At 73.0% G+C, this 22,747-nt stretch carries 17 protein-coding genes and 1 pseudogene; 10 read left to right on the top strand and 8 right to left on the bottom strand.

Annotation, left to right across the window (positions count from 1 at the left end):
* The first annotated feature begins 1 nt into the window (after position 1).
* From G3I78_RS34050 to G3I78_RS34040, 3 genes are all read left to right on the top strand, one after another.
* Positions 2 to 925: an alpha/beta hydrolase family protein gene (locus tag G3I78_RS34050; protein WP_164431830.1), complete on the top strand. Its 924-nt coding sequence runs from the start codon at positions 2 to 4 to the stop codon at positions 923 to 925.
* A gap of 122 nt (positions 926 to 1,047) precedes the next feature.
* On the top strand, positions 1,048 to 2,280 hold the full coding sequence (locus G3I78_RS34045) for a PucR family transcriptional regulator (RefSeq protein WP_164431828.1): 1,233 nt from the start codon (positions 1,048 to 1,050) through the stop codon (positions 2,278 to 2,280).
* 79 nt (positions 2,281 to 2,359) lie between these two features.
* The gene (locus G3I78_RS34040) at positions 2,360 to 3,001 is read left to right on the top strand and encodes a cutinase family protein (RefSeq protein ID WP_164431826.1); all 642 of its coding nucleotides are present in this window, start codon (positions 2,360 to 2,362) and stop codon (positions 2,999 to 3,001) included.
* 70 nt (positions 3,002 to 3,071) lie between these two features.
* On the opposite strand, the gene G3I78_RS34035 is transcribed toward G3I78_RS34040, so the two are convergent.
* Positions 3,072 to 4,793: a hypothetical protein gene (locus tag G3I78_RS34035; protein ID WP_164431824.1), complete on the bottom strand. Its 1,722-nt coding sequence runs from the start codon at positions 4,791 to 4,793 to the stop codon at positions 3,072 to 3,074.
* A 195-nt stretch (positions 4,794 to 4,988) separates the two neighbouring features.
* A complete protein-coding gene (locus G3I78_RS34030) occupies positions 4,989 to 5,948 on the bottom strand; it encodes a helix-turn-helix transcriptional regulator (RefSeq protein WP_164431823.1) in 960 nt (319 codons plus the stop codon).
* Between the two features lie 210 nt (positions 5,949 to 6,158).
* Here G3I78_RS34030 and G3I78_RS34025 point away from each other — a divergent pair, with 210 nt between their 5' ends.
* Together G3I78_RS34025 and G3I78_RS34020 are read left to right on the top strand one after the other, a co-directional pair.
* A complete protein-coding gene (locus tag G3I78_RS34025; RefSeq protein ID WP_164431821.1) occupies positions 6,159 to 6,530 on the top strand; it encodes an ANTAR domain-containing protein in 372 nt (123 codons plus the stop codon).
* Between the two features lie 211 nt (positions 6,531 to 6,741).
* Positions 6,742 to 7,911: an alanine--tRNA ligase-related protein gene (locus G3I78_RS34020; RefSeq protein WP_164431819.1), complete on the top strand. Its 1,170-nt coding sequence runs from the start codon at positions 6,742 to 6,744 to the stop codon at positions 7,909 to 7,911.
* A 9-nt stretch (positions 7,912 to 7,920) separates the two neighbouring features.
* On the opposite strand, the gene G3I78_RS34015 is transcribed toward G3I78_RS34020, so the two are convergent.
* The gene (locus G3I78_RS34015) at positions 7,921 to 10,269 is read right to left on the bottom strand and encodes an FtsX-like permease family protein (RefSeq protein ID WP_164431817.1); all 2,349 of its coding nucleotides are present in this window, start codon (positions 10,267 to 10,269) and stop codon (positions 7,921 to 7,923) included.
* Positions 10,266 to 10,958 carry an ABC transporter ATP-binding protein gene (locus G3I78_RS34010; RefSeq protein ID WP_164431815.1) on the bottom strand — a complete coding sequence of 231 codons (693 nt, stop codon included), beginning with the start codon at positions 10,956 to 10,958 and terminating at the stop codon, positions 10,266 to 10,268. The genes G3I78_RS34015 and G3I78_RS34010 overlap by 4 nt, the downstream gene beginning before the upstream one ends.
* A gap of 219 nt (positions 10,959 to 11,177) precedes the next feature.
* Between G3I78_RS34010 and G3I78_RS34005 the strand changes: the two genes are divergently transcribed.
* Together G3I78_RS34005 and G3I78_RS34000 are read left to right on the top strand one after the other, a co-directional pair.
* Positions 11,178 to 12,473 (top strand): histidine kinase, encoded by a 1,296-nt coding sequence (locus tag G3I78_RS34005; protein ID WP_164431813.1) that lies wholly within the window; start codon positions 11,178 to 11,180, stop codon positions 12,471 to 12,473.
* Between the two features lie 72 nt (positions 12,474 to 12,545).
* Complete coding sequence (locus tag G3I78_RS34000) at positions 12,546 to 13,253, top strand: response regulator transcription factor (protein ID WP_164431811.1); 708 nt, start codon at positions 12,546 to 12,548, stop codon at positions 13,251 to 13,253.
* Positions 13,254 to 13,272: 19 nt separating this feature from the next.
* Here G3I78_RS34000 and G3I78_RS33995 read toward each other — a convergent pair whose 3' ends face one another.
* A complete protein-coding gene (locus G3I78_RS33995; RefSeq protein ID WP_164431809.1) occupies positions 13,273 to 13,734 on the bottom strand; it encodes an NAD(P)H-dependent oxidoreductase in 462 nt (153 codons plus the stop codon).
* Positions 13,735 to 13,857: 123 nt separating this feature from the next.
* On the opposite strand from G3I78_RS33995, the gene G3I78_RS33990 reads away from it, so the two are divergent.
* Positions 13,858 to 14,496 carry a class I SAM-dependent methyltransferase gene (locus tag G3I78_RS33990; protein WP_164431807.1) on the top strand — a complete coding sequence of 213 codons (639 nt, stop codon included), beginning with the start codon at positions 13,858 to 13,860 and terminating at the stop codon, positions 14,494 to 14,496.
* Positions 14,497 to 14,652: 156 nt separating this feature from the next.
* The gene (locus tag G3I78_RS33985; RefSeq protein ID WP_239158222.1) at positions 14,653 to 16,077 is read left to right on the top strand and encodes a hypothetical protein; all 1,425 of its coding nucleotides are present in this window, start codon (positions 14,653 to 14,655) and stop codon (positions 16,075 to 16,077) included.
* A 64-nt stretch (positions 16,078 to 16,141) separates the two neighbouring features.
* On the opposite strand, the pseudogene G3I78_RS33980 reads toward G3I78_RS33985, so the two are convergent.
* Both G3I78_RS33980 and G3I78_RS33975 read right to left on the bottom strand, forming a co-directional pair.
* Positions 16,142 to 19,116: pseudogene (locus G3I78_RS33980) on the bottom strand (glycosyl hydrolase).
* A gap of 78 nt (positions 19,117 to 19,194) precedes the next feature.
* Complete coding sequence (locus G3I78_RS33975; RefSeq protein ID WP_164431805.1) at positions 19,195 to 21,168, bottom strand: BTAD domain-containing putative transcriptional regulator; 1,974 nt, start codon at positions 21,166 to 21,168, stop codon at positions 19,195 to 19,197.
* Between the two features lie 121 nt (positions 21,169 to 21,289).
* Between G3I78_RS33975 and G3I78_RS33970 the strand changes: the two genes are divergently transcribed.
* Positions 21,290 to 22,174, top strand: coding sequence for an alpha/beta hydrolase (locus G3I78_RS33970; protein WP_164431803.1), 885 nt, complete (start codon positions 21,290 to 21,292; stop codon positions 22,172 to 22,174).
* A gap of 12 nt (positions 22,175 to 22,186) precedes the next feature.
* Here the strand turns inward: G3I78_RS33970 and G3I78_RS33965 are convergent, their stop codons facing one another.
* Positions 22,187 to 22,597, bottom strand: a complete 411-nt coding sequence (locus G3I78_RS33965) for a hypothetical protein (protein WP_164431966.1) — start codon at positions 22,595 to 22,597, stop codon at positions 22,187 to 22,189.
* Positions 22,598 to 22,747: the final 150 nt, after the last annotated feature.

Below are 22,747 nucleotides of genomic sequence, written 5' to 3'. Positions count from 1 at the left end.
CATGCACCGTCCCACCATCGGGGTGTCCCGCCGTACCGTCGCCAAGGCGGCGGCCGGTGCCGGTCTCGCCGTCCTGTTCGGCGCCCGGACCGCCGCCGCGCTCGGTCCGCGCACCGTCGACGTGTCCGTGTCCTCCGCCGCGCTCGGCCGCAGCGCTCCGGTGCGGCTGATCCTGCCGACGGGGTTCGACGCGCAGGCCACGCGCACCTATCCCGTGCTGTACCTGTTGCACGGCGCCCACGACGACTACACGTCCTGGACCCGGGAGACGGACATCGAGTCCTTCACCGCGGGCCGGGACCTGATCGTGGCGATGCCCGACGCGGGGCCCACCGGGATCCCGACCGCCTGGCGCGGCGGGCCCGACTACGAGACCTTCCAGCTGACGGAGGTCCCGGCGCTGCTGGCCCGGGACTACCGGGCCTCCGGGGTGCGGGTCGTCGCGGGGGTCTCCACCGGCGGGTACGGGGCGATGGCGCACGCGGCACGCCATCCGGGCCTGTTCACCGCGGCGGCCTCCTACAGCGGCATCCTCGACACCATGGCGCCCGGGGTCCCCACCCTGGTGGACGCGATCGTGGCCCGCGAGAACCTGCTCCCGTCGTCGCTGTGGGGCAATCCCTTCCTGAACCTCCTCACCTGGCGCGACTTCAACCCGCAGGCCCGGGCCACGGGGCTGCGCGGCACCTCCCTGTACGTGTCCAGCGGCAGCGGACTGGCGGGCGGCACGGGCGACTGGCTGCCCGAGGCCCTGGAGAGCGCCCTGTGGCCGTCCGCCCACAGCTTCACCGACACCCTCGCGCTGCTGCGCATCCCGGTGACCACGCACTTCTACTCAGGAGGAGGGCACAGCTGGACCTACTGGAAGCAGGAGTTCGCGGCGTCGTGGCCGATGCTCGCCGGTGGGCTGGGGGTGCCGGTGTGATGTCGGTCCCGTCGGGGCACGGAACGCAACGCAGGGGACGCCCGTCCAACACAGGACTGCCCCCGCGTCCCACGGGCAACGGCCCGCGGGTGAGCCGCTTCCGGGCGAAAGGAGGGCCTCCCTTGGTCACCCCCGTCCCGCAGGGCGGCACCCCCGAGGGTTTCGGAGCCCCGGTGCCGCCCGACCTGGCCGAGCTGCTGCGGGCCCAGCTGGAGGAGGTCGCCGACGAGGTGGAGGAGGAGGTCCGCCGTGAGGTGCCGGAGTACGCGCGCCCGGCCGACGGGACCTACCGCGAGCACCTGAGAGCCGGTGTCGTACAGGCGCTCACCCTGTTCGTCGACCACATCGCCGACCCGCGCGGGCGGGGGGACGCGATCGCGGCGACGTACTACGAACTCGGGCGCGGCGAGGCCCTGGAGGGGCGCAGCCTGGACGCCCTCCAGTCCGCGCTGCGGGTCGGGGGGCTGCACGCCTGGCGGCTGATGGGCCGTACGGCGATGGAGCTCGGCCTCGACTCCACGGTGGTCGCGGCACTCGGCGAGCTCGCCTTCCGTACCGTGCACGAGGTCGCACAGGCGGCCGCGGCCGGGTACTCCGAGGCCCGGGCGCACAACACCGACGAGCTGGAGCGGCGGCGCAGACGGCTGCTGGACCTGCTGCTCGGCGAGGGGCCGCCGGTCCCGGCCGCGGTGCAGGACCTGGCGCACGGTGCCCGGTGGCCGGTGCCGAGGCAGGTCGCGGTGGTCGCGCTGGCGGCGAGCTCGGACCAGCGGGAGGTGGACTGGCCGCTGGCCGCCGCGGGAGCGCTGGTGGACATGGACTCGCGGCCGCCGCGGATGCTGATCCCGGACCCGGAGGGTTCCGGCCGTTTCGGCGGGCGGGCGTTCGGGCTCGCGCTGCGCGGGCGGCCGGCCGCGATCGGGCCGACGGTTCCGGTCACGGAGGCCGCGCAGTCGCTGCGCTGGGCCGTCCGAGCGCTCGGGCTGATGGGGCGCGGGCTGCTGCCCCGGCAGGGTGTGGTGCGCTGCGCGGACCATCTGTCGACGCTGCTGCTGCACAGCGACGAGCCGATGCTGGACCAGTTGCGGGCGCGCGCCCTCGCGCCGCTCGACACGGTGTCGGAGGGGCAGCGCGAACGGCTCGCCGAGACACTGCTCGCGTGGCTGCTCAGCGGCAGCAATGTGCCCGACGTCGCCGCTCGACTCCATGTCCATCCGCAGACCGTGCGCTATCGGCTGCGGCAACTGGACAAGATATTCGGCGAGGTTCTGCACGATCCTGGTGCGCGTCTGGATCTCATTCTGGCACTCACCACTGCACAAAAGAACGAGGAATTCCTGAATTCCCGTCCATAACACCTTGCTTGGTCCAGCGAATACGTTCGGGACATCCTTTCCACAGGCGTTTCACACGCCCCACCCTCAAAGGATTCCCATGCGTATTCGCTTATGCCTGGCCGCGCTCTCGCTGGTCGGCGGGGCCACGGTCGCCACCGTCACGGCGCCGTCGGCGACCGCCGCGGCCTGCTCGGACATCGACGTCGTCGCCGCTCGCGGCACGTTCGAGCCGGGCACGCTCGGTCTGATCGTCGGCGACCCGGTGTTCTCCGCCCTCCAGAGGAAACTGACGGGCCGCAGCCTGTCGAGCTACAAGGTGAACTATCCCGCGGACCTCTCCCTCACCTCCGCCGCGCAGGGCAATGCGGATCTGGTGAACCATGTGAACAGCCAGGCGTCCGCGTGCCCGAACCAGCGTTTCGTCCTCGTCGGCTATTCGCAGGGCGCGAACGTCGTCGACAACTCCATCGGCATCAGCAGCGCCGGTGCGGTGGTCGGCAGTCCCATCGTGGCCACCCTCCCCGCCGCGGTGGAGCCGAAGGTCGCGGCCGTCCTGCTGTTCGGCAACCCGATCCGGGCGATCGGCAAGAGCGTCACCGGCACGTACCAGAGCCGCACCATCGACTTCTGTGCCGAGGGCGACCCCGTGTGCGAGGCGGGCGGCGACGACACGCTGGCGCACCTGAGCTACACGGCGAACGCGGACGCGGCGGCGGCCTTCGCCGCGGGCAAGGTCTGAGCCCTCCACACACAGGAAGGAAGGGCCCCGGAGGAGATCTCCGGGGCCCTTCCTTGTTGCGGGCGGGGGACTATCGCGGATCCCGGGCGAACTCCGTGAGCGCGGTGGACACCGGCTCGGGACGCCCGTTGTTCTGCACCGGTGCCGCGGTCAGCACGTCGAGGTGCTGGTATCCGTCGGCGACCACGGGGTGCAGGTCGGCGGGGACCCGGCCGGCGAGCAGCCCGTCGCCCGCGAGGACGGTGAGCGTCGGGTTGGCGGTGAGCCCGTCCGGGTGCACGACGAGCCGCTTCACCTGGGGGGAGGTGGACAGCTGGATGTCGGTGACGAGCTTGGTCGGGAAGTACTGCTCGGTGAAGTCCAGGGGCTGCCCGGCCATGCTGCGCGCCAGCTCCTGGATGTCGGTGACCTCCTTGCCCGCGGCGGTGAACGGCGTCCCGTCCGCCGACTTGTACCCGGGGTCGTCGGCGTCCCCGACCCGGTCGTAGTTGCGCCAGGTGTAGAGCGGGCCGTGCGGCTGGGCGGGGATGGCCTTGTACTCGGTGCCAAAGAGCCCCGGCTGGGCCGAACTCCCGTTGGCGGCCGGGAAGTTCTTGTCGGTGATCGGTCCGCCGTCGAAGAAGCCCACGCTGCTCTGGAGGAAGGCGAGCGGTACGGACTGGTCGTCCATCAGGGCGCCGAGCACCGCCTGGTTGGTGAGCCGGAAGTCCTTCACCGCGGGTGAGCCGGCGAGGAAGGTGGCGGTGTCCTTGGAGAACAGGAAGCGGTTGGTGGCCTCGATGTTGGTGTTGACGGGCAGATAGCTCGGCAGGTCGGCCTCGCCGCCCGGGGCCTGGAGGGCGCCGACGCCCGCGATGGCGAGCAGGGTCATGGTCTCCGGGTTCAGCAGCACGGGCGCGGACAGTGAGCGCGGGAACAGGCCGCTGTCGAGTCCGGCCTGGACGACGCCGTAACCGAGGCCCACGTCGGGCAGGTTGGTGTCGTCCGGGATGCTGCCGCTGAGGTCGGCGAGGGAGGTGGAGACGGTGGTGTCGAGGGCGAAGTACCCGGCGCACTGGTTCTGTCCGGCGTCGGCGGTGGTGGCGGGGTCGCCGTCGAAGTCGGCGGCGGCGAAGTAGCCGGTGATGACTCCGCCGAGCGAGTGCCCGCCGCACAGCACCTTCTCCTTGCGGACCCGCTGGTCGGGCAACTCGGCGGTGAGCAGGTCGTATTCGTCCCGTACGGTCTGCTCGACACCGAGCTTCGCCATCCAGCCGAGCTGGTCGTCGCCGACGAACCCGGCGAAGGTGCGGCCCTGCACCTGCTTGCCCCGGTAGTAGTAGTCGACGGCGGTGTGCTGGTCGCCGGAGTCGATCCCGGTGTGGTCCTCCAGGCAGTTGGAGCGCCGGTCCAAAGCCCAGAACTCGATGTGCCGGCCCTGTTCGGCGGCGCGGGTCACGGTGTTGCGGGCGACGCTGTCGAAGGCTCCGGCCCCTTCGAGGATGCCCGGTTGGGCGACGAGGACCCGGTCGGCGTCGGCCGACGAGGCGGGCCCCGCGGCGGACCGGTAGCGCAGGTACGACAGCCAGTCGCACGCGGCCGGGCGGGCGCCGAAGGACGCCGGCAGCGGTGCCTTCACCCGCACCACGCTCTCGGTGACACCGGCGCTCGTCGCCACCGGGGTTTCGGTTCTCGCGCTGTCTCCCTGGGCGTCCGGGGCCGCCGCGCTGAACGCCCCGGTGGTCAGCAGCACCGCCAGCGCGGTGGTGCGCACCGTCTTGAGGGTTCTTCCTCTGCTGCGACTCGTGTTCATGCTGGGACGGTAGGGCGGCGGGCCCCGCGCTCTCGGGGGTTGCTCACAAGAACGCAGGGCCCGGTGGACGCTTTGTCACCAGCTGCGTCACCGGCCCGGTCACCGGCCGTTTCAGCAGCCGCGTCACCGACCCGTGCCACCGGCCGTGTCAGCAGCCGCGTCACCCGCCGCCTTTCAGCAGCCCCGGTGCGGGCCTCAGCCGTCGTGCAGCGTACGGCGCGGTGAGCGGCCGTAGGTGCGCCGGTAGAGGGTGGCGAAGCGGCCCGGGTGGTAGAAGCCCCAGCGTGCGGCGATGTCGGTGACCGTGACTCCGCTCTCGGGGTCGGTGGCCGTCAGTTCGTCGTGAGCGTGGGACAGCCGCACCTCGCGGAGGTGGGCCAGCGGGGTCCTGTCCAGGTGCCTGCGGAAGGCGTACTGGAGGGCCCGGACGCTGATGTGGGCGGCCTCCGCGATCTGGGCGACGGTCAGCGGCTGGTCGGCGTGGTCGTCGATGTGGGCGAGGGCACGGCGCAGCGCGGCCGGATGGGCGTCCAGGCGGTCGGGGCCCGCCGGGTCGACGGACGCGGTGTTGGGGAAGGCGGCCAGGACGCTCGCGGCCAGGTGCTGGGCGGCCGTGGAGGCGACGAGCGGCTCGTCGGCGACGGCCGGGTCCGCCAGGACGTGGTTCTGCACATAGCGGATGGTGGTCCGCAGCCGGTCGCCCGCGGCGGGGCTGAGCGGCCGGTGCCCGGTCAGCCGGACCGGTTCGGTGTGCCGGGTGCCGGTGGCTCCCGCGACCTGGGTGAGCAGTTCGGGGTCCAGCATCGTGATGTTGTAGCGGGCCGCGTGGATGCGGCCGGCGTAGGACAGCTCGGGCGGGGCGAACGACACCACGTCGCCGGGGCCGAAGGCGTCCGAGACGCCCTGGTAGACGTGGTCCTCGATGGTGCCCTCGTGGACCACGCACAGACAGATCCGGCCCAGCGGTGTGACGGCGTAACTCATGTCGAAGTCGAGGTCCAGTTCGTCCACACTCACGGAGTCGATGGCGCTGCGGTGGATCCGCGCCCGGCTGCTCGCCGGGGTGCCGTTGCCGATCCGCATCCTCGCGTAGGCGTGGCTGAGGAACTCCTCGGTGCGGTCCAGGTCCTCGCTGTCGAAGGTGAGCCTCTCCATGGCGGCCAGTTCCTTCCTTTCTTTCTCGGCTTCTTCGGCAACGTACCCGCGAATGTGACGATTCTGTGTGCTCACGCTTCGTTTTCTGTCCTTGCAGGTGGCGAGGTGTGCGTCCAGTGGCTCGTGGCCGGTGGACCGCGGCGTCCAGGGTGGAGGGGCGGCGACCGCTGGAGTCGGCGTGCGGCAGGGGGAGAGGGCGATGGGCTGTGCATGACGCGACGCGAAGAGCTGGTTGAGAAGATCGAAGAGCTTCAGGGGGAGATCACCCAGCTCCGTCAGGCCCTCGTCTCGCACGCCGTGGTGGACCAGGCCATCGGTGTCGTCGTCGCGGTCAGCGGTCTCCGTCCCGAGCAGGGGTGGGAGGTGCTGAAGACGGTGTCCCAGCGCACCAACACCAAGCTGCGGGACGTCGCCCTGCACGTGGTGCACTGGCCGGGCCTCGGCAGCCTGCCCGCGGAGATCCGCCCGGCCCTGCGGATGGCGCTGGTCGAGGCGCACGCGCTGCACGGGGGCCGGGGTGTGGTGCGGCAGGAGCAGTGGTGCACGGGGTACGAGGGTGTCCTGCCCCGGAAATCGGAGTGACGGGCCGGGAGCCCCGCGCGTACCGTTGAGCGCATGAAGGTCTTCAGTCGTACCCACACCGCAGCCGCGCGAGCGACCAGCTCGCCGGCTGCCGACGCCTGACCTCACCCACTCCCCCCGGCGGCCGGAAACGGACCGCCGGTGCGGGGCTTCCGATCCTCCTCCGTCCGCGCGGTCGTTTCCGGTCCCACCAGACCGAAGGACCACCGCCATGGACACGGACCGGACCGTCCGCCTCTTCACCGACTTCTACCGCGAGCGCGGCCACCACCTGATCACGGGCGGCACCCTGCTGTCGCCGCCCGGGGACCCGGTGCTGTTCACCACCTCGGGCATGCACCCGCTCACGCCGTACCTGGAGGGCCGCCCCCATCCCGACGGCCGGCGTCTGGTCGACGTTCAGCGCTGTCTGCGCACGACCGATCTCGACGAGGTCGGGGACTCCACGCATCTGACGGTGTTCGAGATGCTCGGCTCCTGGTCGCTCGGCGACTACGGGCACTCACGGAGTCTCAGTTGGGGGTACGAACTCCTCCGCGACGGCTTCGGCATCCCGCACGACCGGCTCCACGTCACCGTCTTCGGCGGCGACGGACAGCTCGGCCCCGACCTCGAATCCCTGCGCACCTGGGAGGAGTTGGGGGTGCCCGTGGAGATCACGCGGGAGGACAACTGGTGGTCCAACGGCCCCGTGGGCCCGTGCGGCCCCGACTCGGAGATCTTCGTGTGGACCGGCCGGACCCCGCCGCAGGGCACCCCCGGTTCCGACCCGCGCTGGGTGGAGGTCTGGAACCACGTATCCATGCGCTACCGGCGCCACCGGGACGGCTCCCTCCGGCCCCTGGAGCAGCCCTCCATCGACACCGGCATGGGGCTTGAGCGTCTGCTCACCGTCCTCCAGGGCCGCGAATCGGTCTACGACACCGACCTGTTCGAGCCCTGGAGGCGGCTGCTGCCACCCCTGTGGGAGCTGGACGAGCCGTCGCTGCGACTGGTCAGCGACCATCTGCGCTCCGCCGTCGTCGTCATCGGCGACGGGGTCCGGCCGTCCAACACCGGGCGCGGATACGTCCTGCGCCGGATCGTCCGCCGGCTGCTCACCGTCCTGCGGCGCGACGACCCGACCCGCACCCTCGGCGACCTGCCGGTGGAACTCCTCCGGCACACCCTGGACCACTTCGAGCTCACCTGCGGGACCGAGCAGGTCCGTGACGTGCTGCTGGAGGAGGAGCACCGGTTCGACCGGCTGCTGGAGCGTGGCGTACGGCTGCTGTCCGGGCCGCGGTTCCGGGGGCCGCTGAGCGAGGAGGACTACGGCTACCTCCACGACACCCATGGTCTCCCCCGCGACCTGGTCGTCGGTCTGCGCGGCGAGGGGTGAGCCGCGTCTCTACTCGGTGCGCAGGGCCGTGGCCGTGCGCGTCCGCGCCGCCCAGCCGGCCGGGAGCAGCGCGCCCAGCAGGGCGATGACGACACCGGCGAGGCCCAGCAGGAGCAGTTGCGGGGTGTCGTACACGTCGATGAAGGACTTCGGCAGTTCGGTGCCCGCCGCGTGTCCCATCACCGGGAGCACGAACCCGTGCAGCGCGTATCCGGCGGGCACTCCGACCAGGCCGCCGAAGACGCCGATGGCGGCGACGGAGGCGAGGACGAGGCTCACGGTCTGCCGCGGGGACATGCCGAGGGCCTTGCAGACGCCCAGGTCGTGGACGCGCTCGCGGGTGTCCAGGACGACGGAGTTGAGCACGCCGAGTCCGGCGACGGAGACGAGCATGAGGGTCAGGAGCGCGGCCATGGTGTTGAGGATGAGCACGAAGTTGTCCTGCTGGGAGGCGGAGTTGGCCTGGGCGTCGGCGCCGAGGGGCTGGAGCTTCGCGGCGAGCGCGGCGGCGTACTCGGGCGCGGAGACGCCCGGCTTCACGTCGATCATGAACACGTGGGGCCCGGTCGCGGGGAAGTCGGCGAGGCTCGCCTGGATCTCCAGTTCGTCGTCCGAGGTGTCGAAGGCCTCGCCGACGATCCGCAGTGCCGCCGTCTCCTTGCCCACCGTCACGCGGACGGTGTCACCGACCTCGGTGCCGGTGGTCTCCAGGAACCGGCCGGGCACCACGACCTGGCCCGCGCCGGTGAGCCAGTGCCCGGAGATCATGGCGTAGGCGCCGGGGCTCGAGTCGCCCTCGTAGAGGGTGGCCTGGACGCCTCCCGAGACCCCCGCCACCGTGGCGTCCTCCCGGGTCTTGCCGTAGTACGAGGCGGTGCCGGACTGGGCGTCGATGGCGGCCTTCACCTGTGCGGGGTCGGCCGGTTCGGGCTCGGTCGTGCCCGGTGCGGGGACGTGTTCGCCGCGTGTGACCGAGGGGCCGCCGCCGAAAACGGTGACGGCGGAGTGGTTCTCGGGGTCCTGGGCCGCACTGACCTCGTTCAGCGAGGAGGTGAGGCCGACGGCGAAGGTCGCCGCGATGGTGCCGAAGGCCACGGCGAGCAGCATCGCGAGCGTACGGACCGGATGTGCGAAGGGGCTGGCGAGGCCGTAGGTCACGGCCCGCGGCAACGGCAGGCGGCCGGCCGCGCGGTGCGCCCACTGGCCGCGTCCGGTGCGCGGGGCCCGGCCGACGGCGATGGCCTCGACGGTCCGCAGCCGTCCGGCGCGCAGCGCGGGGACCAGGGCGGCGGTCCCGACGACCAGCAGGGCGCCGGCGGGGACCACGACGTCCACCCACCAGGCGACCGACAAACTGGCGGTGCCGTAGGCCTGTTCGGTGTCGTCGAGGAGCGGTACGGCCAGCAGGTTGCCGAGGACGACCCCGAGCGCGATGCCGACACCCGCGGGGACGAGCGCCTGGGCGACGTAGGCGCCGACGACCTCGCGCGGGGTGAAGCCGATGGCCTTGAGGATGCCGATCCTGCGCAGGCTGGTGCCGACCGCGCCGCTGATGACACTGCCGACGATGATCACCGACATGACGATCCCGAGGACGCCGAAGGCGATCAGGAACGGGATGGTCGGGGCGGCCCCCTGGTCGGCGGCGCGCTTGGTGTCGAGGTAGGACTGGATGCCGAGGAGCGCTCCGGAGGGCACGGCGGCGGCGAGTTTCGCGCGGTCCGCGGCGATCTGGCCCTTCGTGTCCGCCGAGTCGAAGCGGTAGAGCATCTGGCTGGTGAGCGGGGCCTCCTTCGAGGCGAGCGCCCTGACCTGGGCGGGAGTCGCCCAGGCCTCGGCGGTCTCGCTGGCCGAGGTGGCGAAGCCGACGACGGTGAGCGTCGTGCCGGAGACGGTCAGGGTGTCGCCCAGTGCGAACGCCGGGCCCGCGAAGGAGGAGCTGAGCACGATCTCGCCCGGCCCCTTCACCCAGCGTCCCGAGGTCAGGTCCAGGTCGTCCACGGCCGCGTGCGGGCCCGTGCGTCCGACCAGGGTCATGGCCGGGGGCCGGCCGCCCTGCGCGTCGGTCGCCTCGACGATCGCGCTCGGATACGGCCCCGCGCTCGCCGTGACACCGTCCGACCGCCCCGTCGCCGCGAGGTGCGCGGCGGTGACCTCGGCCGGGTCGTACTGGGCGGTGATGTGGGCGCCGTTCTGCTGGGCGAAGGCGTGGTCGAACGGGGCGTTCGAGACGACCATGAGCGAGCCGGCGACGACGGCCGCCGCCACGGCCATCATCGTGGCGTTCGCGATGACGACGGTCTGCACCCGGCGCCGGCCCACCCCGGAGCGCACCACGCGGACGAGCGGTCCGGTCATCGCACGGCCTCCGCGCGGGAGTCGAGGGAGACATGGCCGTCGACGAGGTGGATGGTACGGCTCGCGCAGGCCTCGGCGAGGGCCGGGTCGTGGGTGACGAGCACGATGGTCTGTCCGCCGCGGTGCAGGTCGACGAGGAGTTCCCGGACGTCCTGGCCCGAGGCCCGGTCGAGGGCGCCGGTCGGTTCGTCGGCCAGCAGCAGCGCGGGCCGGTTCACCAACGCCCTTGCGACGGCGACGCGTTGGCGCTCGCCGCCGGACAGGCGGCCCGGATAGGCGCGGGCGTGCTTCTGGATGCCGAGCACCTCCATCAGTTCACGGGCGCGGGTCTCGGCGGTGCGCCGCGAGGTGCCGGTGAGCTGGGCGGGCAGCTGGATGTTGTCCACGACGGTGAGGTCGTCGAGGAGATTGAAGAACTGGAAGACCATGCCGACGCGTTCGCGGCGGAACTTGGCCAGGGCGTGCTCGCCGAGCCGTTCGACCCGCTGCCCGGCGACGGTCACGGTCCCCTCGGTCGGCTTGTCGAGTCCGGCGACGAGGTTGAGCAGTGTGGACTTGCCGCTGCCGGAGGGTCCGGTCACGGCGAGGGCCTCGCCCTGGGCGACGGAGAGGTCGAGCGGTCCGAGCGCGGGGGCGCCGGCGTTGTCGTAGCGCTTGGCCACGCCCTTCAGTTCGATCACTTGAGTCATGGGAACTGCCCTTCTGGACGGTCTCTTCGGTGGTGTCCGAGCCGGCGTGGCGAAGGTACGGACGCGCGGGGTGCGGGCGCGTCGGCCGGGGCACCGAGATGCGGCCCTCCGGACGGAGGACCCGTCGCCGGGGTCATCCCAGCGGAGTACGTCCGGCGGAGGGGGCACAGGTCGCACGGAGGGACGCGCGGCGGGCCGGTCGGCCGCGACAATGTGCGCATGGAGACGGAACACCTGCGGGGATGGCGTCGGCAGGTGCGGCTCGCGCTGCGGCCGGAGGCCAAGGGCGCGGCGCTGTCACGGCGTTCGGTCCGCTTCGACGTGCTGCTCGCCGTGCTGCTGACGGTGGTCGCGCTCGTGGTGGCGGCCCGCTACCCCGGCGACGGTCCGGTGCGGCTCTCGCAGGTCGAGTACGGGGCGCCGGTGCCGCCCCGGCCACCCGGGCCGGGTGCGCGAATCGAGGAGCCGGTGTCCTCGGCGGCCTGGATCCTGGTCGTGCTGTCGGCGCTGCCGCTGGCGGCCCGGCGGCGGTATCCGCTGACGGTGTTCGCGGTGGTGCTCGGCGCGGCGCTGGCCATCGGCGACGACGCCTCCTGGATCAACGTGTTGACCTGTGTGATCGGCACGTACACCGCGGTCATGCACAGCCGGCACCGGGCGGGCGCGATGGCCGGGCTGGTCGTCGCCGCCGTGCTGGCCGGGGTCGCCTTCCGGTCCACGGAGCCGGTGCTGCCCGGCTGGTCGAGTCCCGGGGTGGTGCTGCTGGTGGCCGGGGTGCTGGCCAGCGTGGTCCGGTTCGGGCAGCGGCGGCTGGCGGCGAGCCGGGACCTGTTCGCGGCGCTCGAGCGGGCGCACGAGGAGGAGACCCGCAGGGCCGTGGAGGAGGAACGGGCCCGGATCGCCGCCGAGTTGCACGATGTCGTGACCCACAATGTGAGCGTGATGGTCATCCAGGCGGGCGCCGCCCGCAAGGTCATGGACGCGGCCCCGGAGCGGTCCAAGGAGGCGCTGCTCGCGGTGGAGGCCGGGGGCCGGGCCGCGATGTCCGAACTCCGGCATGTGATGGGCCTGTTGGCGGCCACCGACACCGGCCGCCCCGACTCCCCTGCCGACGGACTCGAACCGCAGCCGGGGCTCGGGCAGTTGGGGTCCCTCGTCGACCGGGTCCGGGCCGCGGGGACACCGGTCGGCGTCTCGGTCTCCCTGCCCCCGGAGCCCCTGCCGCCCGGCGTGGACCTCACGGCCTACCGCGTGGTCCAGGAGGCCCTGACCAACACCATCAAGCACGCCCCGGGCGCCGAGGCCGTCGTCACCGTCGGCTGGACCGGCGACCGCCTGGAGATCGAGGTCATGGACACCGGCGGGGCCCGGGACGGCACCCCGGCGGACGGCAACGGCCGCGGGCTGATCGGACTGCGCGAACGCCTCGCGGTGTACGGCGGCGAGCTGACGGCGGGTCCGACACTGGCCGGGGGGTTCCGGATCAGGGCGGAGGTGCCGTGGCGGACGGGGTGAAGGGTGCGGGCGCCTCGGCAATCGGCCCGGTCAGCGGACCCCATCAGGTTGACGACAGGAACGGAGGCCGTCTTGGCTGACGGCGTGAGCGGCGACAGACTGCGGGCCGTCATCGCCGACGACCAGGCCCTCGTACGGACCGGTTTCGGGATGATCCTCGCGGCTGACGGCATCGAGGTGACCGCGGAGGCGGCCGACGGGACGGAGGCGGTCGCCGCGGTCCGGCGGACCCGGCCCGACGTGGTGCTGATGGACATCCGGATGCCGGGCATGGACGGCATCGAGGCCACCCGGCGCATCCTCACCGAGGACATCGCGGGCGAGATCCGGGTGATCATCCTGACCACGTACGACCTCGACCACTACGTCTACGCCGCGCTCACCGCGGGGGCCAGCGGCTTTCTGCTCAAGGACGTCACCCCCGAACATCTGGTGGCCGCGGTACGGCTGGTGCGCTCCGGTGACGCGCTGCTGGCGCCCACGATCACCCGGCGGCTGATCGAGCGCTTCGCGCACCGGGAGGAGGTCCTGCACGCGGTGTCCCCGCATCTCGACCTGTCCGGACTGACCCCGCGCGAGCTGGAGGTGCTGCGGCTGCTGGCGACGGGCCTGAGCAACGCGGAGCTCGCGGAGCGGCTGTTCCTCAGTCCGACGACGGTGAAGACGCACGTCGGCCGGATCCTGTCGAAGCTGGACCTGCGCGACCGCGTACAGGCGGTGGTCCTCGCCTACGAGAGCGGACTGATCACCCCGGGCGGCACAGCGGAGGGCGCCTACTAGGGGCATCTACTCCATCAGCCTAGGGCGCCTCCTCCATCAGCCCTGCCGCCACGGTCGCCCCCAGCTCCCAGCACGCCTCGATGTCGGCCTTGCCGGGCTCTCCCGTGACGGTCACCGGTGAGGCCGCCTGCCGCCAGGCGAGCCCCGTGGTGATGGCCTCGATGCCGCGCCGGGCGCCGGTGACGTCGTTGCCGCCGTGGAGGTAGAACCCGAAGGGACGGCCTCGCGTCTCGTCGAGGCACGGGTAGTAGACCTGGTCGAAGAAGTGCTTGAGGGCGCCGGACATGTAGCCGAGGTTGGCCGGGGTGCCGAGCAGGTAGCCGTCCGCCTCCAGGACGTCCGACGCGGTGGCGGACAGGGCGGCGCGCCGTACGACCCGGACGTCCTCGATCTCCGGGGCCGTCGCTCCGGAGACGACGGCTTCGAACATCGCCTGGCAGTTCGGCGAGGGCGTGTGATGGACGATCAGCAAGGTGGCCACGCCCGAACCCTGCCCGCCGCGCCTTCCGACCGCAAGCCAAGCCGAGCCAAGGCGTGCTGAGCCAGGCCAAGTCGGCGCAGCGCCCCGCTAGGATGCCCGGACACCACGAGGGGGGAGCAGGCCGTGGCCGACGAGGGTCAGGCACAGCGGGCGGCGAAGGTCTTCGACGCGCTGGGGCTCACGTACGAGAAGGCGTTCGCCCGTTCCGAGGCGCATCTGACGTCCCTGGAGTGGCTGCTCGGGCGGCTCGCGCCCGGGAGCCGGGTCCTGGACGTGGGCAGCGGGACCGGCCGTCCCACCGCGTCGGCCCTGAGCGCCGCGGGCCACGAGGTGCTGGGGGTGGACGCCTCCCCGGTGATGGTCGACCTCGCGACCCGGCAGGTTCCGCAGGCCGTGTTCCGGCACGCCGACATCCGTGAAGTGCCGCTGGCGGAGGGGTCGTTCGACGCGGTGTGCGTGTACTTCTCGCTGCTCCAGATGAGTCGGGCCGAGCAGTCGGCGGTGCTGGCGCGGCTGGCGGGAGCCCTGCGTCCCGGCGGCAGCCTGGTGCTCGCCACCGTGCCCGCCGACGTGGAGGACCTGGCGATCGAGTTCATGGGCCAGCCGGTGCGGGCGACCAGCTTCGCCGCCGAGGGCGTGGTGGCCGCGGTGCGTGCGGCGGGTCTCGCGGTGGAGTCCGACCAGGTCGTGGAGTTCACCCCGGACCACCCCCAGGGCGCCCCCGAGCCGCATCTGTTCCTGTACTGCCGGCTCCCTGTGTGAACACTATGAACGCAACGATCAAGGCTGTGGCTCCGCGCCGTCCCGCTCCCTAGCATCTCGGCCCGCGGCGCAACGGTGCGCCCACCGAGGCCGAGGAGCCGCGCCTTGAACAGACAGGTCGTCCGTCACCTACTCCCCGCGGTGCTGGCCGCGAGCCTGGCCACCGTCGTCTCCGCGGCGCACGCGGCCACCGAAGTCTCCCCCGCCCAGGCAGCCACCGCCGGCCCTGCCCGGTCCGCGAGCCCCGCCCCCCTCGCCGCCCCCGCCCCCGTCGCCTGTCCGCCGGTCCTCGCCGAGAAGGCCACCTGCTACGCGGGCCAGGACGCCGACGGCGCCCACTACACGATCGCCGTGCCCACCCGCTGGAACCGCTCCCTCGTGGTGCACGCCCACGGCGGTCCCGACCTCGGCGCCGCCTCCGACCCCGCGCGCAGCGCCGACGACCTCGCGCGGTGGGCGGTGATGGTCGAGGAGGGGTACGCGTGGGCCGGTTCGTCGTACCGCAGGGGCGGCTACGGCACCCGGATGGCGGCCGCCGACACCGAGAGCGTGCGCCGCTTGTTCGTCGCCGCGTTCGGTGAGCCGAGGCGCACCTACGTGCACGGCCAGTCGTGGGGCGGGAACGTCGCCGCCAAGGTCGCGGAGGTGTACGGCGACAGGCGCGGCGCGTACGACGGGGTGCTGCTGACCAACGGTGTCCTCGGCGGCGGTTCGCGCGGCTACGACTACCGCGTGGATCTGCGCGTGGTGTACCAGTACTACTGCCACAACCATCCGCGCCCCACCGAACCGCAGTATCCGCTGTGGCAGGGGCTGCGCCCGGGCTCCACGATGACGAGCGCCGGTCTGCGGTCCCGTCTCCAGGAGTGCACGGGCTTCTCGTCCGCGCCCGCGGACCGTACGCCGCTCCAGCAGCGCAACCTCGACGACATCCTCGCCGTCACCGGCATCCCGGAGCGCACCCTGGAGTCGCATCTGCGGTTCGCGACCTTCACGTTTCGCGACATCGTCGCCGAACGCCTCGGCGGCCGCAATCCGTTCGGCAACGAGGGTGTCCGCTACCGGGGTTCGCACGACGACAAGGCCCTGAACGCCGGTGTCGAGCGGTTCTCCCCCGACCCCACCGCCAGGCGCGACCTGTCGTACGACAGCGATCTGACCGGCAAGGTCGACCTGCCCGTCCTCACCCTGCACGCGATCGACGACCCGACGGCGTTCGTGGAGCACGAGTCGGCCTACCGGGACACCCTGCGCGGCGCCGGCCGCGACGGGCATCTCGTGCAGACCTTCACGCGGGAGAGCGAGCACAGCGGGCTGAGCGACTCCGAGTACGCCAACTCCCTTGCCGCCCTCGACACCTGGGTCCGCACCGGCGACAGGCCGACCCCGCGGGAGATCGCCGCGTCCTGCCCGGCGTACGACCGCGTGCACGGCACCGGCTGCTTCTACGACCCGCGCTTCCGTCCCGCCCCCTACGCCTCCCGGGTCGAGCCCCGGCCGGGCGGCCGCTCCTGGCCCGCCATGACCGCCGCTCAGGAGCGGGCGTGGAGCCGAGTCGACGGAGTGGGGATCGCGCCGTGACGTCAGGGCGCACCCGCGGTGATACGACGGGTGCGCCCCGGTCCGGTCGGCGTCAGCGTCAACGTCAGCGCACGGCCGCCCGCACGTACGGCACCACCCTGACCGGCCCGACCAGTCCGTGGTCCTGACGGGCGACCCCGCCGAACACCGTGGGCTGTGCGACCCGGAGCCGGTTGACGAGCGGGGTCGCCACCTCGACCTCGATGGTGTTGTCGCCGCGCCGCAGCCAGGGCCCGAGGTCGACTACGGGGTGGAGCCGGTCGGCGGCGGGCAGCCGTCTGCCGTTGACGCTCACCCGGAACGTGTCGCTGACCTGCCCCAGTTCCAGCTCGGCGCCGTGCGCCGACGTCCAGCCGGCCGGCAGGGTGACCGTGGTGCGGTACCGGCCGACGCCCGCGGAGTCGGCCAGTTCCGGGATCTGCGACCAGGGCTTCAGCGTGTCCAGCGCGAGGCTGCGCCGGACGTGTTCGGTCCGGGTGGCGGACGGGCCCGGGTACCAGTCGTCGACGTCCAGCTCCCAGCGGGCCGGGGTGATCGGCGCGGGCACCTCGGGGGTCCTGGTGGTGACGGTGCGGCCCTGCGAGAGACGGGTGGTCCAGGTACCGGCGGACGAGGCGCGCACGGTGAGCCCGCGTTCGGTGAACAGCACCGCGTCGGCGTCGGTGGCCTCGGCGTGGGCGCTGTCGCCGTGCCGGTCGCCGAACAGCCCAGGACGGCCCAGGGCGACGATCGTCGTCTGCCCGGGCTGAAGGGTGACGCGCAGGGTGGTCTCGTCCCCGTCCTGCGTGTACCGGGCGAGCCGGACCGCCTCGCCCGTCCAGGGATCGAGCAGATACGGCACGGTCCGGCCGCGGCGGGTGCGGCGCAGCGTGACGTCGTGGTCGATGGCGGCCGCCGGCGGCTTGACCGTCTCGGCGTGCTTGCCGTTGCACAGGTAGTAGAAGTCCGCGTCGGCGGTGACCCGGTGGGCGTTGAGGAGCGTGGACGCGGTGGCGTGCCGTACGTCGGCGGTCACGCCGAGGCCGGACAGGGCGTCGCCGACCGACGCCTTGTCGGTGACCCCGCGGACGTGGGGCAGGGCGAGCAGCCGGGCGAGCAGATCGCGCAGCCGGTCCGTTTCGCCCGGGTCCGGGACCCCGGGGGTCAGGGCCTGGTCGAAGGCGCCGAGCAGGACCACGGGAAGTCCCGCCTCCGCCAGCGCGAGGATCTTGCGGGCGTCCTCGACGGCGAGGGTGGGCGTGGAGCCGTAGAAGAAGTCGCCCTCGACGAACAGCGCCTTGTAGGCGGGTCCGTGAGGGGCGAGCCGTCCGTCCGAGACGGTGGCGGAGGGCAGGTCGAGCAGGGGCCCGCTGAGGAACTGGTGGGTCCAGCCGAGCGGGACGCCGGTCGCGGTGAGCCAGGAGGCGCCGATACCGGTGGCGGTGTAGCCGGTCTGCCGGAACACGGCCACGTCCGCGCGGGCGGTGCCGCTCTGGAGCACCTGGTGGACGCGGCCGAGGTATCCGGAGACGTCCTCTGCGTGCCGCCAGGTGGGCTGGCGCGGGCCCCACGACTCGCTGTATCCGGCGCTGCCGTTGTAGGGGCTGAAGGCCGCGAATCCCGGCCAGCTCACGCCGGGCGCGGTGGCGTAGGAGAAGCCGTGCAGGACGGTCTGGTTGACGCCGGCCGCGTAGGCGCCGCCCATGGTGCACAGGAAGCGGTCCCAGGTCGTGCTGTACGCGGAGCCGTTGTAGGCGCCCGCCTCGCAGGACAGGACGGTCCGCCCGGCCATGTCCCGGCCACCTGCCAGGCAGCGGTAGTCGTCCAGGTTCTTGAAGCCGAGGGACTCCCCTCGGGGATGTCGAGGATCGCGGCGGAGGCGATGGCGTCGGTCTGGAGCCCGTACGGCTGTGAGCGCAGGGTCATGTCCAGGGTGTGCGCCCAGTCCCGCAGGGCGGTGAGGTGGTGGCGGTTGAAGAGGCCGGAGACGGTCGCCCAGAAGTCGTGCCGGATCTGCCGGGTCAACTGGGCTTCGTAGGCGAAGACTTGGTTGCCGTTGTCCAGGACGAGGGCGGGCAGGTACGGCAGCAGCGGCCGGCCGGTGTGCTTCTCGAAGGCCTCGGGCAGACGGGGTGTCCAGGTCAGGCCGTCGGTCTCCAGTTCCACCGAGTCCTCGAAGAAGGAGCCGCCCGCCGCCTTCAGCAGCCGCCGCAGCGAGGGGGTCAGCAGGTGGTCCTCCCAGTAGGAGGTGACCGCGTCGGTGCCGGCGGTGCCGAAGTGGTCGACGGCGTAGGCGGCCGGGGCGGAGTGCGGGCCGGACTCGGGCTGCTGGCCGGAGCCGCGCACCCAGGAGGAGACGAGGACCCAGTCCCCGCCCTCGGGCGCCGTCCATGTGAGGGTGCCGTCGGTGACGGTCGCGGTGAGGTCCTGGACGCTTGCCGGGTCCAGGCCGGTCTCCTTGCGGGTGGAGTGGGCGGGCTCGACGCGGGCGGCCTGTACGGCGAGGAGTCGCTGTCGGGTCACGCCCGCGGCCGGGGCGTGGACGGGCGGCGGGACCGGTCCCCGGTAGGTGCTTCCGCCGGTCAACGCGGCGCGGCCGTGGGCGAGTTCCTGGGCGGCGGCCTCGTCGTCGGGCGTGAGGCCGGGCACGGCCACCGGCCAGCTGGGGCCGAGGGTGATGTCGACGGTGAGGCCCCGTCTCGCGGCCCGGCGCAACGCGGCCTCGACCCCGTCCCGCCAGGGTCTGCTCCCCCAGCCGTGGTGCGCGGTGTCGAGAACGGACTTGTCCTTGACGCTGTGGTGGACGGCGGCGATCTCCACCCCGCCGAATCCGGCGTCGGCGATCTGGTCGATCTCGCGGGCGATCTCGTCCGGGTCCACGAGTCCGTCCGGCCACCACCAGCGGAACCTGGGCCGCACCGCCCTCGCCGGGTCCGCGAACCAGTCGGCGCTCGCCCCCGCCGCCACCGCCGGTACCGGCACGCCGAGGGCCGCGACGGCACCCGCGGTCACTCCGGCGGCCAGGACCGTACGTCGGGATATGCGGATGGCTTCATGCATGCGAGCGCCCCAAGTCGGATTTGAATCGTTTCAGTCACTTGCAAACGCCGGAACGCTAAGCCCGTGCTCCGACCGAGGTCAAGAGGTGTGCGACGCGAGTGCGGCGGCCAGGGCGTCCAGGTGGCCCGAGACGGGCCCGGCGGTGAGCAACCCGCTGGCGGCGCCCGCGAGTTCGTGCCGGGCGGGTTCGAGTGCCCGCTGGGCGCGCCGAATCAGGGCGCGGTCGCCCGCCTGGATCGCGGCGCGCGCGAGGAGGCTCCACAGCGCTTCTTGCAGCAGGTCACCGGGCGGTGAGGGGACGGACGCCAACAGGCCTACGGCTTCGTGGTCCTGCCCGTCCGCCAGCAGCAACAGGGGTCGCACGAAAGGCTCGTAGGGGCCCCAGTCGGTGTGCGGGTCGGCGCTGACGGGGAGGTCGTGGTGCACCTGGAGGCAGAGCAGGGCCAGGGGCAGCAGTCCACGCTCCAGGCCCGGCATCCCGGCGCCATCGAGGGACTTGGCGGCCTCCCGGTACGCCGACTCGCCGAGGTGCGGGGGCTCGGTCGTCGCGGTGCGCAGGGCGCGGGACCAGGTGGTGAAGACGGGGACGAGGGGCAGTTCGTGCCGTTCGGAGAGGGTGTCGGCGGCGGTCGCGAACCGTTCGGCGGCGGTGAAGTCGCCGGTGGCGCAGTGGGCTTGCAGACGGATCAGCCGGCCGAGGACCTCGTAGGTGAACAGGCCGTGCCGTGCGGCCACTTCGGTGATCTCCGCGCCGATCCCGTCCCGTCGGGCGGCGAGTCCGGCCCGTTCGAAGGTCTGCATGAACAGGCCGTTGAGGGCGAAGACGAGCAGGTCGGCGTCCCCGAGCCGCCGTGCGCTCTCGACGGCCCGGTACGCCGCCCGGAGGGGGCGGGTCCCGGTGGGGAGGGTGCCGCGGGACTCCAGGGCGACGGTGGCCAGGAGGCGGGCCCTGGACGCCTCGTGGGCGGTCGGCGGTAGGAGGAGCAGGGTGCGTTCGGCGGTGGCCACGAGGGTCTCGGCCTGGGCCGGGTCGTCGGAGCGGGTCCAGACGGCGGGGACGTCGTAGCCGCCGATGACGCGTGCGGTCAGCTCCGGATCGCCCAGTGGCTCGGCTGCCGCCACGGCCGCCGCCCGGTGCCGCCGTGCCGCCTCCAGGCCGCCGCCCCCGGTGACGGCGAGGTCGCGCATCAGACCCGCGGTGGACTCCAGCCGGGTGCCGGCCCGCAGCGGGACCATGCGCGCGTACGAGGCGGAGGCCCGGGCCCAGACCTCGGCCGCCGTGTCCGGGGCGCCCGGGTCCAGGTGGTCGGCGTGGCGCAGGATGTCCTGCTCGGTGCGGCGCAGCCGGGGGCCCGGCTCCACGCCGAGGTGCTCGCGCAGCAGGTGCCGGGCGCGGCGCAGGACGGACAGGGCGTCGGCCTGGCGTCCGCCGCGGTACAGGGCGAGGGCGAGCAGCTGCCAGGCCTCCTCGCGCCAGGGGTGCTCGCTCACGTGGGCGTCGAGACCGGCGGCCGCGTCGGCGACGGCTCCGAGGGCCAGCTGCGCCTCGGCCCGGCGTTCCACGGCGGTCAGCCTGAGCTCGGTGAGCCGGGAGCGTTCGGCGCGCGCCCAGGGTTCCTCGGCGAAGTCGGCGTAGGCGGGGCCGCGCCACAGTTCCAGGGCCCCGGTCAGCCGGGGCACCGCCTGTGCGGGCGGCAGGTCGGCCGCGGCGGCGACGGTGTCCTCGAACCGCCGGGCGTCGACGTGCTCGGCGCGCAGTGCGTAGCCGGGGCCTTCGGTGACGAGGAGGCGGGACGGGGTCCGTCGGGCCCGCTCCGGTTCCAGCGCCCGCCGCAGTCCGGCGACGAAGGTCCGCACGGTGCCCACGGCGTCCGCCGGCGGCTCCCCCGGCCACAGGTCCGTCACCAGCCGGGCCACGGGCACGACCCGGCGGCGGGCGACGAGGAGGCGGGCCAGCACCGCGCGGTGTCTGGGCCCCTTGAGGGCGATCGGCTCCCCGGTCCCGTCCCATGCGGTCACGGACCCCAGGACCCCGAACTCGACCACGCGCACCACCTCAACGTACACGCGTTCATTCGCTGCTCATCCGCCGGCCGGACCCTGGGTCCATCGGCACCACCGGGCCCGGACACCGATGCCTCCCACTCGCCGCACGACCGAAGAGAGCCAGCTCGTGAAACCCACCATCGCCGGATTCGACCGGCAGCGCGTGCCCGTCGCCGAGGGCGTGTCCCTGAACGTGGCCGTGGGCGGTTCCGGCCCGCCCGTCGTCCTGCTGCACGGCTTCCCGCAGACCCATCTGATGTGGCGCCGGGTCGCCGAGGACCTGGCGGCCGACCACACCGTCCTCTGCCCCGACCTGCGCGGCTACGGCGACAGCGACAAGCCGCGCGAGGCCGGGCCCGGCACCTACTCCAAGCGGACCATGGCCGCCGACGTCGTCACCCTCGCCCGGCGGCTGGGGCACCCCCGGTTCGCTGTGGCCGGGCACGACCGCGGAGCGCTGGTCGCCTTCCGGGCGGGACTCGACCACCCCGGCGCGGTGACGCACCTGGCCTGTCTGGACGTCCTGCCGACGCTCGACATGTGGAACGCCCTGCACGGCACGTCGGCCGCGGTCGGCTTCCACCTCTACCTGATGGCCCAGCCGCCGGGACTCGCCGAGCAGATGATCGCCGCAAGCGCCGACGCGTTCTTCGGCCACTTCCTCGACGTGTGGACGAACCGGCCCGACGCGATCCCGCCCCGGGTGCGCGCCGAGTACCTGCGGGCCTGCCGCGAGGCCGTGCCGTCGATCGTCGCCGACTACCGGGCCTCCGCGGGCGTCGACGTGGAGCACGACGAGGCGGACCGGGCGGCCGGGAACCGGCTGGGCATGCCCGTGACCGTGCTCCAGCAGGACTGGGGAGCCGCGCTCGGCTACGACGCGACCGCCCTGTGGGCCGCCTGGGCCGACGATCTCCGCCATACGACCGTCTCCTGCGGCCACTTCATGGCGGAGGAGGCCCCGGCGGAGGTGACGAAGGCGCTGCGCGAACTCATACTGCGGGGCGCGTGACCCCGCCGGGCGCTACGACGTCCCGCTCAGCTGCCGTATGGTCCCGCCGAGCTTGCTCCGGGCCCCTTCCAGGTGTTCCGGCTTGGTGGCGACGACCCAGCGGGGGCCCACGAGGTACTTGCCGCCGTAGACGCTGGCCTCTTCGAGCCAGGCCTCCTTCAGCTTCTCCTCGGGGAAGGTGGTGATGCGGTAGTCGGCCTTGTCGGAGTGGCACAGGCCCTCGCGCAGTTCGTCCGCGTCGATGCGGATCTCGGCCTTGCAGCCGGCCAGTCCGGCGATCACCTCGATCCTCGCGGGGGCCACGATGCCGGCGGCGGGCGCGGTGGCGGACTTCGACGGCCGGGACTTCTCCGCGCCGTCGTCCTCGCCGCCGCCGCAGGCCGTGACGGCGGCGAGGCTCCCGATGAGCGCGCCCAGCCGCAACACGGTCGTGCGGGTACGGCTGTTCCGTCCTCGTCGAGGCACGGGCCTCTCCCTCTCCGTCGGCGAACCACTTCGCCCAGGGGTACGGAAGATCGGTTACGGCCGTTCAGCCGCCGTGGGCCGGTCTCCCCCGTGGGCCCGCCCCGGCTC

The sequence above is a fragment of the Streptomyces sp. SID13726 genome (assembly GCF_010548375.1).
Classification (GTDB): Bacteria; Actinomycetota; Actinomycetes; order Streptomycetales; family Streptomycetaceae; genus Streptomyces.
This window is presented reverse-complemented; position numbering and strand designations above follow the sequence as displayed.